Below are 14,558 nucleotides of genomic sequence, written 5' to 3'. Positions count from 1 at the left end.
AGGAGCGATTATGCAAAGTACCAATCAATGGCGTGCATTCGATTACGAAAAACCACAATTGTCATCAGTTGCAGCTACTGAGAATGCTGCACAAACTACTAAAGATGAATCTGCTGTGCTGCAATGTGCCTGGGCTAAAATTCCACAGCAACTGGACCGGCAACAAAAGCAAAATTATATTGAACAGGTAAAAGCTCTATTACTGCAACAGCAGGCTGTGATGCTGGCACATTACTATGTTGAACCTGAATTGCAGGATCTGGCTCTGGCTACTGGCGGCATGGTTGGTGATTCACTGGAAATGGCACGTTTCGGAGCACAGCATCCGGCAAAGACATTATTGGTAGCCGGAGTGAAATTTATGGGCGAAACTGCACGAATACTCAGTCCGGAAAAAACTATTCTTATGCCCGATACTGAAGCGACCTGCTCTCTTGATCTGGGCTGTCCGGCAGAAGAATTTACTGCTTTCTGCAACCAGTATCCGGATCGGACAGTTGTGGTTTACGCCAATACCAGTGCCGAAGTTAAGGCCAGGGCTGACTGGGTTGTTACTTCGTCAATTGCTCTGGAAATTGTTTCTTTTTTACATGCCCAGGGAAAAAAAATTATCTGGGGTCCGGACAGACATCTTGGAGAATATATTCAGAATCAGACTGGTGCAGATATGGTGCTCTGGCAGGGTTCCTGTCTGGTACATAATGAATTTAAAGGTCAGGAACTGGCTTTAATGAAAGCACGCTATCCGCATGCCAAAATATTGGTTCATCCTGAATCACCGGCTGCTGTAGTTGCTTTAGCTGATGTAGTAGGTTCTACCAGCCGTCTGCTGCAGGCAGCAATTCACGATTCGGCAGATACATTTATTGTAGCGACAGATCAGGGCATATTACATGAAATGCATAAACATGCTCCGGAAAAAACCTTTCTGGCTGCGCCTACTGCAGGCAATGGTGCCACCTGCAAGTCTTGTGCTTTCTGCCCCTGGATGGCTATGAACGGATTACAAGCCTGTATAGATGCTTTAAGCAAACCAGAACAGCATAAAATTGATTTACCTTCTGCTTTAGGTAAACAGGCTGGTATTTCCATACAGCGTATGCTTGATTTTTCAACTGCATGGCGGGAATTTCATACTGATAAGACCAATCCTCACCATACAGAAAACTATTCTCCCGATATTTTTGCTCACTGGATTAGCCAACATGACCAATATCACACCCTGCTCTGTTAATACTACCGATGTTTTGATTATTGGTGCCGGTTTGGCTGGGCTGACGGTAGCCTTATCTTTACCGGAAAATTTTCACATTACTTTGCTGGCAAAAGAAGATTTATCAACCTGTGCCAGTAATCTGGCACAAGGCGGAGTAGCAGCCGTTATTGATCAGGCAGACAGTGTAGCCGAACATATTAAGGATACGCTTATAGCTGGTGCCGGCTGCTGTAATGAAAAACAGACTGCCGAGATTCTGGCTGAAGGCAGTAGTGCTATTGAATGGTTATGCGCCCATGGCGTGGAATTTACCCATGAAAATGGTCGCCTGCATCTGACATGTGAAGGCGGACATGGTCGGCGGCGTATCGTACATGCGGCTGATCATACTGGTCACAGTATTACTCATACACTCCAGCAACAACTATCAGCACGACCAAATATTCTTATTTTGCCGCATAGCTGTGTTATCGATTTAGTGCATGAAAATTCAGTTTGTACCGGAGCAGTCGTACAGATGGCACAAACTGATGAGGCCGTAACTATTCAGGCTAAACATACAGTACTGGCAACCGGAGGATTGGGACAATTATTCACTCTGACCACTAATCCGGTAACAGCAAATGGACAAGGAGTTGCTTTAGCGGCTCTGGCTGGTTGCAGAACGCAGAATCTGGCTTTTGTACAGTTTCATCCCACAGCACTTGCCTTACCTGAAAATCCGTGTTTTCTGATTTCTGAGGCTGTACGCGGTGAAGGAGGTATTTTACGTAATCAGCAAGGCCGGCGCTTTATGCCTGAATACGATAACCGTGCCGAGCTGGCTCCGCGTGATATTGTTGCACGCGCCATTGCCAGTGAAATAGCCAAAACCGGCCATCACTGTGTGTATCTGGATATCACTCATTTACCTGAAAGCTTTATCCGCGCACATTTCCCGCAAATTCACCAGCATTGTCTGCAACAGGGTCTGGATATCACTCGTGAATTAATTCCGGTAGCACCAGCAGCACACTATGCCTGTGGCGGCATTGTTACAGACACCGATGGGCGTACCGATATGGCTCAGTTGTATGCTATAGGTGAAACTGCCTGTACCGGGCTGCATGGAGCCAATCGTCTGGCGAGTAATTCTTTACTTGAATGTGTCGTAACCGGACGCAATGCCGCGGCATCGATAGTTGCTTCTAAAGAACATCCGCAAACATGGCCAATCAATCAACAGGTGAATTCATCAGAATTGACCTGGCAGGAAATTATTTTTCCGGAACAACCTCATCCGACTCAGAATATCCCTTCTTTCAGTATGCAAGCACTGCAACACTCCATGAGCCGTTATTTTGGAATTTGCCGGCAAACTGATGAAATGCTCACGCTGCATAAAATATTACAATACTGGTATCGGCAAACCATTAATCAGCAACATAAGCTGTCACTGGTAACTGCGCTATTAATGCTACAGGACGGACTGAATCAGCAAATAAACCGTGGCACACACTTTAATCTTGACCTACAGGAAAATCTATAAACGAACGTTGTGCTGTTTACACTGCAGTCTGGCTTCAGCAATCACTTGATTCAGCTTTATTTCACTCAGTGTACCTATCAATGCCCGCTGAAAACCGCATTTAGGTGCCTGAACCTGAGTAAAAGGTACTCCGCCAATATTATTGCCTAAACGTTGCATCCATGCGCGGCTATCCGAACCTGTATAACGGTATAACGGATACGGTACTGACACCTGCTGAGTAAAGCGTTGTAAATTTGCATCATTATCTAAAGATACTCCAACGACAGCAATGGTTTTCTTTCCTGAATTTCGTTGTTGCTGATACCAGCGCGAAAGCATAGCTATTTCACTACGACAAGGTTTACACCATGTTGCCCAGACATTAACCACCATTATTTGGGAATTAGTTGGTAAAGTAGCCGGTGTACGCTGAGGCCAGTTTTGTAATTCTGCAGCATGCACACAAATACAGCTCAGAAACAGTACGCTAATTAAAAATATTTTTTTTAAGACTTGGGCAGACGGAAACATATCATTACCTTAATATTACCTTTAATAGCAATTATTATAGAATAATTCATATACAATTTTGCCGCAAAAACATTAGCAGGTAAGGGGGTTATTTATTTTTATTTTGTATAAATTAATTGAAATGCATATTTAAAAGCAGATAATTTATTTACATCCGACACATTAATTCAGCTTTAGCTTTAGAATAATTAATAATACTTGTCAAAATTTGAAGTTTCGTCCACACTTCCAATTTAGATTTTTTATTTATAGAAGTTCAGGGATAATCATGACACACACCGTCATACTGTACCATAATCCAAATTGCTCTAAGTCGCGCGCTGCCCTGTCTTTACTCCGAGTACGCAATATTAATACCAAAGTCATTCCCTACCTGACCGAGCCTTTATCCGAAGCACAAATTCGTTCACTGAAACAAAAACTGGCCATCAATTCAGCACGGGAAATGATGCGCAGTAAAGATGATCTGTTCACACAACTGAATCTGCTTGAAGCAGATGAAGATACTCTGATTGCCGCAATGGCTGCACATCCGATTTTGATTGAACGACCGATAGCTGTATACGGCGAACATGCCGCTATAGGTCGCCCGTTAACGAATATTGAAGCTTTACTAGAACAATAAATGAGCTCCGGCACACGTTTAGGTTTTTGGTATTGTCTGCGCACTGTAATTGCCGGATGCAGCCTATTTGTTGGTGCCAACTATGCTTTTAGTGTTGCTACAGTCTACCAGCTCAGCCATCCGCAGCAAGTACCGACAGAAGCCGATGCCGCTATCGTGCTTGGCGCAGCCGCATGGGATAAGCGCCCTTCACCAGTTTTCCGTGAACGTATCAATCATGCCATTAATCTGTATCGTGCCGGCATAGTAAAAAAAATTCTCTTTACTGGTGGCAGCCCCAGAGCCGGTTTCATGACGGAAGCAGCCGTCGGACGTCGCTATGCTATCCGTAACGGTGTTGATGCCAATGATATTATTTATGAAAATCATTCGCGCGATACCTGGCAGAATCTGGTTAATGCAAAAGCCATAGCTGATGATAATGATCTAAACAGCTTTATTATTGTCAGCGATCCATATCATCTGGCACGTGCTTGCTTTATGGCACGTGATCTGGGTTTAAATGTACAGCTTTCGCCTACTCCGACTACCCGCTACACCGCAACTCAGTCGAAATTACGCTTTATTGCGCAGGAAAGCTATACTTTAATGGTTTATCAGTGGGTGCAGCATTTATCAAAATTTCCGCGTTTTATTCGTATGCTACGTACACTAGTTTAATAATTTTCCTCCAGTTGCCCCAGAATCTGAGAACTCAGTCCATTATTTTAGCTAAAAAACATAAATTTCATATAGCTATAAGATTTTAAATCTGAAATCTTAGCTCCGTCTTTATGTATGTGAGACTTACGATTTTACAATCAGCTATAGATTATTTTTATTTCTCAGAAAATAGATAAGTTTTACTTAATCAATTATCAATAGTAAAAAATTACATATTAATATTTAATAAATCAATTATTTCACCATTAAAAATACTTACTGCTACCCTGATATTTTATTTTATCTTCCGGATTCCCGTTCGAAAAGCTAAAGACAATTAACCTTAAGGGTAATCGATAGTATGATTAATCCCTGAATGCAAGTTATCTGATATTCCAATAAAGCAGAGGTCATAATCATGGATAGAAACCAGCAGCTCTTTGAAGAGGCAAAAACCATTATTCCCGGCGGAGTAAATTCTCCTGTACGGGCTTTTGGCAGTGTCGGCGGCATACCCCGCTTTATTAACAAAGCTCAGGGAGCTTATGTATGGGATGAAAATCAAACCAGTTATATAGATTATGTCGGTTCATGGGGACCAGCCATTGTCGGTCATGCACATCCTGAAGTTGTTCAGGCAGTCTGTCAGGCGGCCGAAAATGGCTTATCTTTTGGTGCACCGACAGAAAATGAAATCCGCATTGCTGAAGAAATACGCCATATCATGCCCAGCATGGAACAGATTCGACTGGTCAGTTCAGGTACAGAAGCAACCATGAGTGCAATCCGTCTGGCCAGAGGTTTTACCGGCAGGGACAATATCATTAAATTTGAAGGCTGTTATCATGGTCATTCAGATAGTCTGCTGGTTAAAGCCGGATCTGGTCTGCTAACCTTTGGTAATCCCAGCTCTGCCGGCGTACCTGAAGATTTCAGCCGCCATACACTGGTATTACCTTATAACGACGTTGAGGCTTTGCAACAAACTTTTGCCAGCAAGGGCGACAGTATTGCCTGTGTTATTGTCGAACCAATTGCCGGTAATATGAACATGATACCCGCCACAACAGAGTTTGTTCAGGCATTGCGTGAACTTACAGAACGGTACGGAAGTGTTCTTATTTACGATGAAGTAATGACCGGTTTTCGCGTTGCTCTGGGCGGGGCACAATCTATCCATGGTATTAAGCCTGATTTAACGACAATTGGCAAAGTAATTGGCGGAGGCATGCCAGTAGCAGCTTTCGGTGGCCGTGCAGACATTATGGCCTGTATATCGCCTTTAGGTGCTGTTTATCAGGCAGGTACCCTTTCTGGTAATCCGGTATGTGTAGCAGCCGGACTAAAAACACTGGAAATCATACAACGACCGGATTTTTACACTACACTCAGCAAACATACCCGACAGTTGAGTAATGGTCTGACGGCAATCGCACGTGAAGCCAATATCCCTTTCAGCAGCCGCAGTGAAGGCGGAATGTTTGGTTTTTACTTTACTAATAATCTGCCATCCTGTTTTGCAGATATGCAAAATACCAATCAGATATTATTTAAAGAGTTTTTCCATGCCATGCTGTCACGCGGTGTTGCATTTGCACCATCAGCATATGAAGCGGGTTTTGTTTCAGCTGCTCATAGCAGTGAAATCATTGCAGATACACTGGGTTTAGCTGCCGAAGCATTTACGGAAATTGCACGCACTGTCTGAGACATTTATTCTTACCAGTGTATGTCAAAAGTAAAACATACACTGGTATCATAGATAATAATCAACTCTGAACTAATAATCACGTAATTTAAATATCTTTATATTTATACTTTTAGCAGTCACATATTAAGACAAGATTAAGTTCCATTTTCTATAAAAATCTCATTTATTTTTTATTAACGAATAGATTTCAATAGCATATAAATAATAGTCTTTATTCAATATATCAAACATAAACCATTATAAATGCATATTATTTTAAATTTTAAACTAATAAGCGAATCTATACTTACTCTAAATAATAACATTTAATTACATTAAATTAACAATAAACAACATTTAGCTAAGTTTTGCCTAAGTATTTAAAGCCATACTGTGCATCAACAAGAACCGAGATGGTTATTGTCTTTAATTACTTTTAATGGAGATCTGTCATGAAAAAAATCACTGCTGCTGTTGTAAGTGCTATCTTTGGTTTAACTGCTGCTGCTGCCTTTGCTACTCCCCCTAAACCAGCTACAGCTACCACCACTACTACAACCACTACAGCTGAAAACACCAGTGCTAAAACTGTAAAACCAGCTGTTAAAAAAGCACCAGCAAAAAAAGTACATACTAAAAAAGCACATGCCAGAAAAGCAGCTGCTAGTACTACTACAACTAAACAAACTACTATCACTACTGAAACTAACTAATCAGTCGCTGGTTAACGTTTGAATAAAACCGTTTCAGGAATCCTGAAACGGTTTTTGTTATCATAGATATCTCACAGTCTGAAACAATACAGACTGGTTTACAAGTCTATGCGGAAAAATGTTAACTCATGCGAATTTTACTTCTTGAAGACGACAAAATGATTGCAGAGGCATTAAGTGATATGCTGCATGCTGCTGGTTTTGCCGTTGATTGTGTTGCTAACGGTATTGCAGCTGAAAATGCATTGCAACCAGAAATTTATGATATTGCCCTACTGGATATTGGTGTACCCGGACAGGATGGTCTAAGTGTTTTACGCCACTTGCGTGTAAAAAACTGTGATTTACCCGTTATTCTGATTACTGCCCGAGACACAGTGGAAGAACGCATTAATGGTCTGGACAGCGGTGCCGATGACTATGTAATTAAACCTTTTTCGCCTTCCGAATTACTGGCGCGTATCCGGGCTTTATTACGCCGCCGTAGCGGACATGCAACTCCTATACTAAGCAATGGCACCATTACCCTGAATCCTGCTACTCGTGAAGTCAGTGCCAACGGACAGGTTACCCGGCTATCAGCACGAGAGTATGCTTTGATGTACAGTTTATTGCTCCAACCCGGCACGATACTGTCTCGACAGGAACTGGAAGAAAAGCTATACGGCTGGAATGAAGAAGTAGAAAGCAATGCCGTAGAAGTAGTTATTCACGGAATTAGAAAAAAACTGGGCAGTAATGTGATTAAAAATGTACGAGGACTGGGATGGCTGGTAGACCGACGCGGATAGTCTCATCACTACAGTGGCGCTTATTACTGGTTTTAACCATCGTAGTAACTTCAATCGCTATTATTGGTGACATTCTTGCCTATCAGACTGCTTTTCGGGAAACACAGGATTTACAAGATGCTCAGCTGGAGCAGATAGCCCATTTACTTGATCCGCGCAGTTCCATACTGCGCAGAGATACACAGGAAGATCTCAATTTTCCTGAAAGCGCCAGAACGCTGCCCAAACCGCGCGTGCTGGCACAGACACTAGATTCACCCTATCTCAATATTCTGATGGGAGATGATAATGCTGTGCAGAACCTTCAGCAATTACCTGATGGTTTTCATAACTTTACTACGGTAGCCCGTCATTGGCGGGTTTACCTGCTCACCCGTGAACGTGAGCGAATTATTGTTGCTCAGCGTACAGCATACCGAAATCATATAGCTAAAGACAGTGCATTAAGTGTAGTCTGGCCATTTCTTATTTTAATGCCTATTCTATGGCTATTTACAGCTATCTGGATTCGCCGCCTGTTTCGGGCAACGCAGGAAATGAGTAGCGAATTAACCGCACGCAACGCCAATGATTTATCACCTTTGGATACCAGGCACGTACCGACAGAAATCCGCCCTTTCATTACCGCACTTAACCGCCTGTTCAGTCAGCTACAGGCTGCGATGGAGCATGATAAAAAATTTATCAGTCATGCAGCACATGAATTACGTACACCAATTACCGCACTTACTCTGCAAATAGCCCGTTTTGATGAACCGGAATTAACTATTCAGGAACAACACAAACTGATTGAACAAATCAAATCAGGTATTGCACGAACCGAACAGCTGCTTATCCAGTTATTATCTATGGCCAGAGCACAGCATCAGCAGCAGCAACATCTGATAGCGAACAATGCTCAGAAAACTGCATTAATGCCCTTACTGCGAGATTTAATTGCCGAATTATTGCCGCTGGCCGAACAAAAAAAACAAAATTTAAGTTTCGACATTAGCGAAGATGTTTATCTGCCTGTCAGCAGTAATGATTTATATACTATTTTGAAAAATATACTGAGTAATGCCATCAAATACACTCCTGTTGATGGGCAAATATGCATTGGCATTAGACCAACCACAGATAACAAAACGATTTTACTTATAGAAGACAATGGTCAGGGAATCTCTGAAACTGAACGCCAGCTAGTATTTGAACCGTTTTACCGTATTTTGGGCAACAATGAAAGCGGAAGCGGCCTCGGGCTGGCAATCGTTAAGACCCTGTGTGATCAGTGGCACATCAGTATCAGTCTGGCAGACTCTGGCCTGCGAAATTCAGAACAGAAAGCAGGACTGGCTGTAAGCCTGATATTCAGCCCAGATAAGCTGCAAGCACAAAACAAATAACATCTTAAATCTTACAAAATGATTGCATTAAATTGTAATTAACCGGCTAATATTCGATTTATCATTTTATAAACAAAAATTTATTTCTTATCCGACCAGCCAATTCTATTTAGAGTATTTATCTGATACCCATATCCATTTTTAAAAACAAATCTGGATTTAATACAGCATAATAAAAAACACAGAATCTTCCATACAGAAAATTCTGTGTTTTTTATTAACAGATTCTTTCAGCAATCAGACTGCATGAAATAATCTGAATTTAAATTACCAGTGCTTGGTACCAAAAATCTTGTCACCAGCATCGCCCAGACCAGGAATAATATAGCCATTATCATCCAGATGATCATCCAGAGCCGCTGCATAAATAGTCACATCAGGATGAGCTTCATTGACAGCCTTTACCCCCTCCGGAGCTGCTACAAGAACCAATGCCTTAATATCCTTGCAACCTTTTTTCTTAAGTAACTCAATAGTTGCATTCATGGATCCGCCTGTTGCCAGCATTGGATCAATGATCAATGCCGGGCGTTTATCCATCTGACTGACAAATTTTTCAAAATAAGGTACCGGTTCCAGCGTTTCTTCATCGCGCTGTAAACCTACTACACTGATTTTAGCTGTAGGAATTAAGTCCAATACGCCATCCAGCATACCCAGCCCTGCCCGCAGAATCGGTACAATAGTAACCGTTTTGCCTTTAATCTGGTAAGCATCAATCTCACCACACCAGCCCTGCATTTTGACAATTTCTATATCAAAATCACGGCTGGCTTCATAAGCCATTAAGCGTGCCAGTTCTTTAGTCAGCGTACGAAAACGATAAGTACTGCAATCTTCTTCTCGCATTAATGACAGCTTGTGCTTCACCAGAGGATGGTCAATCACATTTATATTCATAGCCAGTTCCAAAAAATAATTGCTATAAAACCTGAATAAAACAGCTACCGGAAAATATTTCCGAACAAAACTCTGTCAGACAGACGCCAGCAAAGTCTGCAATTCACCTGCTTCGTACATCTCCAGCATAATGTCAGAACCACCGACAAATTCACCTTTTACATACAATTGCGGAATTGTCGGCCAGTCTGCATATTCCTTGATACCCTGACGGATATCTTCATCTTCGAGCACATTAACAGTATAGAACTCTTTTAAACCGGCAGCTTGCAATATTTGTACAGCACGGGATGAAAAACCACACTGTGGAAACTGCTTAGTGCCTTTCATGAACAACACAACCGGATGTTCAGTAACAAGCGTTTTAATTCTTTCCTGAGTACTCATGTACATTCCTTCTTATATCACTTTATTTAATGCGTGTAAGCACAGCGGCAAAAAAACCGTCTGTATGATGTTCACCGGTGTTCAGCTGCAGATAGTCACCCTGCATATCAGGTAAGACATTACTTTTAAGCAAAGTCTGCACCGGTTCTATATGCCAGCCTGTATTGGCTGCCAGAAAATTATTTAACTGTTGCTGATTTTCCGTTTCCAGAATACTGCAAGTTGCATACACAAGCCTCCCGCCCGGACGTACCAGTTCAGAAGCTGACTGTAAAATTGATTGTTGCTGCTCGTGCAACGTCCGGATATTGTCATTATTCTGACGATATTTTAAATCAGGATTACGGCGCAAGGTGCCCATGCCGGAACAGGGCGCATCAACGAGCACACAATCTGCCTTATGCTTTAATCTGGCAATACGGGCATCATGCTCATTATCAATCCGCTGCGGATGAATATTAGTCAGACCTGCCCGAACCATTCTCGGCTTCATATTAGCCAAACGTTTTTCAGCCACATCAAAAGCATACAGCCGTCCGCTGCCAGCCATCATTGCCCCCATCGCCAGTGTTTTACCACCGGCTCCGGCACAGAAATCGACAGCAATCTGACCGCGTTTAACGCCTGTTAGCAACGCCAGCAGCTGACTGCCTTCATCCTGAACTTCCAGCACACCGTCTAAAAACAGCGGATGCTTGTTTAAAGCCGGTTTATCAAATAGCCGGATTCCCCATGGCGAAAAAGGCGTAGCTTCAGCACGCAATCCTTCTGCCTGTAACGCAGACAGAATCTTATCACGTTTGCCTTTCTGAGTATTTACCCGTACATCCAGCGGCGCCGGCTGCATAACACTGCGACCGTAAGTAGCAATCTGATTATCATCCCAGCCCTGCTGTTGCAAACACTCAATTAACCATTGAGGCAGCTCAGCAGCTGTTGTCAGATCGGAAGCAAAAGCAGACTTTTGCTCTTTAACATCAATCAGCCACTGCTTTTCTTCTGAGTCACAAAGTGATTCTACACCGTGTACGCTTATTCCTCGTCCTAAAATCAATGCAGCCAAAGCTGCCCGACGTGGTTTTTGATGCGGTTTTGGCAGCATCTTCTGAATTTTCTGCAAATGACGGATAGTAGCGAACACAGTTTCAGCTATTTCCTGCCGGTCACGCATACCCAGCTTGCGCTCACGCCGGAAAAAAGCTGAGAGCACAACATCTGCAGGCTGTCTGAATGTTAACACCTGTGCCAGCGCAGAAGTAGTTAAATCAAGTTGTTGTGCATTTATCATAATTTCTTAAAAAACCTTCCCGTTAATCCGGCCGCCTTTCAGTTGCAATGTATATACTTTACCATTGTCCACATAGCTAATCCGTACCGGAATATTTTCAAGCTGGGGAGCGAATGCATATTCCACTACATCATCGCCACGACTGATACTGTACTGTCTTATCTCAATTTGCTGTCCGTTTAACATCAGCTGATCACTACCACGGCTGTTAACTGCATCCAGTTGGTACACTTTTTTACCATTAGTCAGATAAGTATTTGCGGGCAATTTACCTTGATTAAAGCCCAGCTGCCAGCCAAGAGCAAACATATCATATACCGGTCCGTTCACCGAGATATGTTTAACTGCTTCGGAAACCTTACCATAATCAACCCCATGCTCAGAAAAACGTGCCTGAGCATATGGTTTGCCAAAGCGGCTGTCAGTGTAGGAAAGCGGATTTAAAACTGAGTCTTTTACGGTTCCGGACGAAACAAACTGCATCTGGTAAAAAATCAAATTAATTTGCGTATTAATCTGATACTGACCATCCTTTTGCACAAAATCCATATTTACCGGCAAACCATAACTGTCGACAAACTGCAATTGTGCCTGCTGAGGCAGGTCTGCTGCTTGTACCATAGGTATGAACAGCAAATTTATCCAGACAAATATCAAACCTGAATATACTTTCAACTTCATATTTTTCTCATAACATCTCAGTTTTTCAGGCAGGCCACATTATTCGTAACAGCATCAGCAAGATTTTTTACCCTGTTCCCTTCAACTACCAGATTTCCGGCAACAAAATCAGCTACTGCTTTTGGTAAAAGCTGATGTTCAATCTTTAATACCCGCTGTGCCAGAGTATCGGCAGTATCCCCGTTCAGAACAGGTACTACACCCTGCGCTATAATCGGACCGCAATCCAGCTCGGCAGTGACAAAATGAATCGTACAGCCTGCAACCCGGCAGCCACTATCCAGTGCACGCTGATGAGTGTGCAGTCCGGTAAAAGCCGGTAATAATGACGGATGAATATTAATTAACCTGTCCGTATAATGCCTACAAAACTCAGGCGTTAAAATGCGCATGAAGCCAGCCAGTACCACCAAATCAGGCTGATAAGCATCAATATGCTTCATCAATGCCGCATCAAATGCTTCACGGCCTGGATAATCATGATGGCTGATTGCCTCAGTTGTCAGCCCGTGTTGCGCAGCCCACAGTAAACCGGCAGCATCAGCCCGATTACTGATTACTGCCACAATTTCTGCCTGCGCAATATCAGCTTCTGCAAGAGCCTGCATATTGCTGCCACGACTGGAAATCAGAATCACAATTCTTTTTTTAGCGCTCATCTCTCACCTGTCAACCAAAATACCTAGCCCAAAGAAACCATTTCCAGCTGCTCCAGACTTCGCCCCAGAAATCGCTCACCAATTGTCTGGAAACGTAGCGGAATATCACTGACATAAAAGCGGTATTGCGCACCTGAATGATCAGGATTAATCAGATTATGTTGTTCCAGTGCCAATGCAGTGGCTTCAGCAGTCGTAATCGCTGAATCAACTAATTTCAGATCAGGAGCCTCCTGACGGATTAAAGGCTTCAATAACGGATAATGAGTACATCCCAAAACCAGCGTATCCACTTCTTCTGCCAGAATCGGCTTCAGATACTCCCGTGCTGTCAAGCGGGTAACTTCATGATCCAGCCAGCCTTCTTCCACCAGCGGCACCAGCAACGGACAGGCCTGTGAAAAAACACGCGTTTGTGCATTCTGATTGTGAATCGCCCGGGCATAAGCATTACTGTTAACAGTAGTACTGGTGGCTATTACACCAATGTGATTATTCTGAGTGGTTTCCAGCGCAGCCTGTGCACCTGCGGCAATTACATCCAGCACCGGCATTGTGCCTGCAAGCTGCCTTACTTTTTCTCTTGCCACCGCAGCTATAGTATTACAGGCCACAACCAGCGCCTTAACATCATGCTCAAGCAGAAAAGATACAATCTGTTCAGTATAAACTTCTATTGTATGTCTGGATTTCACACCATACGGAACCCGCGCCGTATCACCAAAATAAATAATATTTTCATTAGGGAGCCGTTCCATCAGTGCGCGAACCACTGTCAGGCCGCCTACCCCGGAATCAAATACACCTATAGGTTGTTGTTGTATTGCAGTCATTTGTCTCTTCATTATTGACCATGACAACTCAGTTCAGCATAAACTGAATTAATCGAATATCAGTCATTATTGTGATTATAGCATTGACCCGGAAATATACTCATAGCTTAGTACACAACAAATGTACATAAAAGAAGCCTGAATCCGGAAACAAGACAGACAGACTGAATTTTATTACTTTCGTTATTACAAACTTTATCGCATAATAACCCCGTTTTGATTAATTAAAAACACCATGTCTGCCACTGAAGTCCGTGAAATTTTTCTGGCTGATGAAAACTATACCCTGAAACTGGGCGAACGTTTTGCACAGCTTATCAGCCCTCCTCTGATTATCTGGCTGGAAGGTGATCTGGGTGCGGGCAAAACAACTTTTACCAGAGGCTTACTCAACGCTCTTGGTTACAACGGTGCAGTTAAAAGCCCTACCTACAATATAGTTGAAACTTACCCGTTTAAAGGCTTTAACCTGCATCATTTTGATTTATACCGTTTTCAAAATCCAGAAGAATGGCTGGATGCAGGACTGGATGAACTGATTACAGCAGACAGCATTATTTTGATTGAATGGCCACAGCTCGGCGGTGATTTGGCACCTCCGGCTGACATTATCTTAAACACCACCATCAATGGTAGTGGCCGCACAGTACAGATAAATGCCGTTACTACAAACGGAACAAAAACATTAAATAAAATTACAGAATAAA

Annotated in this window: 16 protein-coding genes; 9 read left to right on the top strand and 7 right to left on the bottom strand. The window is 42.8% G+C overall.

Annotation, left to right across the window (positions count from 1 at the left end):
- Positions 1–10: 10 nt before the first annotated feature.
- Together nadA and nadB are read left to right on the top strand one after the other, a co-directional pair.
- Positions 11–1,234, top strand: a complete 1,224-nt coding sequence (nadA, locus tag H3V00_RS02025) for a quinolinate synthase NadA (RefSeq protein ID WP_084586298.1) — start codon at positions 11–13, stop codon at positions 1,232–1,234.
- Entirely contained in the window at positions 1,206–2,744 is a 1,539-nt protein-coding gene (gene nadB / locus H3V00_RS02020) for an L-aspartate oxidase (protein WP_084586297.1), read from the top strand. Before nadA ends, nadB begins: the two co-directional genes overlap by 29 nt.
- Here the strand turns inward: nadB and H3V00_RS02015 are convergent.
- A complete protein-coding gene (locus H3V00_RS02015; protein ID WP_084586296.1) occupies positions 2,739–3,257 on the bottom strand; it encodes a TlpA disulfide reductase family protein in 519 nt (172 codons plus the stop codon). The genes nadB and H3V00_RS02015 overlap by 6 nt on opposite strands.
- Before the next feature lie 268 nt (positions 3,258–3,525).
- Between H3V00_RS02015 and arsC the strand changes: the two genes are divergently transcribed.
- From arsC to H3V00_RS01985, 6 genes are all read left to right on the top strand, one after another.
- On the top strand, positions 3,526–3,882 hold the full coding sequence (gene arsC / locus H3V00_RS02010) for an arsenate reductase (glutaredoxin) (protein WP_025330570.1): 357 nt from the start codon (positions 3,526–3,528) through the stop codon (positions 3,880–3,882).
- Positions 3,883–4,542 carry a YdcF family protein gene (locus H3V00_RS02005; RefSeq protein ID WP_025330569.1) on the top strand — a complete coding sequence of 220 codons (660 nt, stop codon included), beginning with the start codon at positions 3,883–3,885 and terminating at the stop codon, positions 4,540–4,542.
- A gap of 400 nt (positions 4,543–4,942) precedes the next feature.
- Positions 4,943–6,232, top strand: a complete 1,290-nt coding sequence (hemL, locus tag H3V00_RS02000; RefSeq protein WP_084586295.1) for a glutamate-1-semialdehyde 2,1-aminomutase — start codon at positions 4,943–4,945, stop codon at positions 6,230–6,232.
- A gap of 434 nt (positions 6,233–6,666) precedes the next feature.
- Complete coding sequence (locus H3V00_RS01995; RefSeq protein WP_198206574.1) at positions 6,667–6,927, top strand: hypothetical protein; 261 nt, start codon at positions 6,667–6,669, stop codon at positions 6,925–6,927.
- Positions 6,928–7,055: 128 nt separating this feature from the next.
- The gene (locus H3V00_RS01990) at positions 7,056–7,718 is read left to right on the top strand and encodes a response regulator transcription factor (protein ID WP_084551581.1); all 663 of its coding nucleotides are present in this window, start codon (positions 7,056–7,058) and stop codon (positions 7,716–7,718) included.
- A complete protein-coding gene (locus H3V00_RS01985; RefSeq protein WP_198206575.1) occupies positions 7,694–9,103 on the top strand; it encodes an ATP-binding protein in 1,410 nt (469 codons plus the stop codon). The genes H3V00_RS01990 and H3V00_RS01985 overlap by 25 nt, the downstream gene beginning before the upstream one ends.
- Positions 9,104–9,370: 267 nt before the next feature.
- Here the strand turns inward: H3V00_RS01985 and upp are convergent, their stop codons facing one another.
- The 6 genes from upp to murI form a co-directional block, all read right to left on the bottom strand.
- Positions 9,371–10,003 (bottom strand): uracil phosphoribosyltransferase, encoded by a 633-nt coding sequence (upp, locus tag H3V00_RS01980; RefSeq protein WP_025330564.1) that lies wholly within the window; start codon positions 10,001–10,003, stop codon positions 9,371–9,373.
- 75 nt (positions 10,004–10,078) lie between these two features.
- Positions 10,079–10,390, bottom strand: coding sequence for a Grx4 family monothiol glutaredoxin (gene grxD / locus H3V00_RS01975; protein ID WP_025330563.1), 312 nt, complete (start codon positions 10,388–10,390; stop codon positions 10,079–10,081).
- 22 nt (positions 10,391–10,412) lie between these two features.
- Positions 10,413–11,675, bottom strand: coding sequence for an RsmB/NOP family class I SAM-dependent RNA methyltransferase (locus tag H3V00_RS01970; protein ID WP_198206746.1), 1,263 nt, complete (start codon positions 11,673–11,675; stop codon positions 10,413–10,415).
- Between the two features lie 9 nt (positions 11,676–11,684).
- Entirely contained in the window at positions 11,685–12,359 is a 675-nt protein-coding gene (locus H3V00_RS01965; RefSeq protein WP_146207619.1) for a DUF3108 domain-containing protein, read from the bottom strand.
- A 17-nt stretch (positions 12,360–12,376) separates the two neighbouring features.
- Positions 12,377–13,018, bottom strand: a complete 642-nt coding sequence (gene purN / locus H3V00_RS01960; RefSeq protein ID WP_198206576.1) for a phosphoribosylglycinamide formyltransferase — start codon at positions 13,016–13,018, stop codon at positions 12,377–12,379.
- Between the two features lie 23 nt (positions 13,019–13,041).
- Positions 13,042–13,851 (bottom strand): glutamate racemase, encoded by an 810-nt coding sequence (murI, locus tag H3V00_RS01955; protein ID WP_100125627.1) that lies wholly within the window; start codon positions 13,849–13,851, stop codon positions 13,042–13,044.
- Positions 13,852–14,086: 235 nt separating this feature from the next.
- Between murI and tsaE the strand changes: the two genes are divergently transcribed.
- Positions 14,087–14,557, top strand: a complete 471-nt coding sequence (gene tsaE / locus H3V00_RS01950; protein ID WP_198206577.1) for a tRNA (adenosine(37)-N6)-threonylcarbamoyltransferase complex ATPase subunit type 1 TsaE — start codon at positions 14,087–14,089, stop codon at positions 14,555–14,557.
- Position 14,558: the final 1 nt, after the last annotated feature.

It is taken from the genome of Snodgrassella sp. W6238H11 (genome assembly GCF_016100525.1).
Classification (GTDB): Bacteria; Pseudomonadota; Gammaproteobacteria; order Burkholderiales; family Neisseriaceae; genus Snodgrassella; species Snodgrassella alvi.
This window is presented reverse-complemented; position numbering and strand designations above follow the sequence as displayed.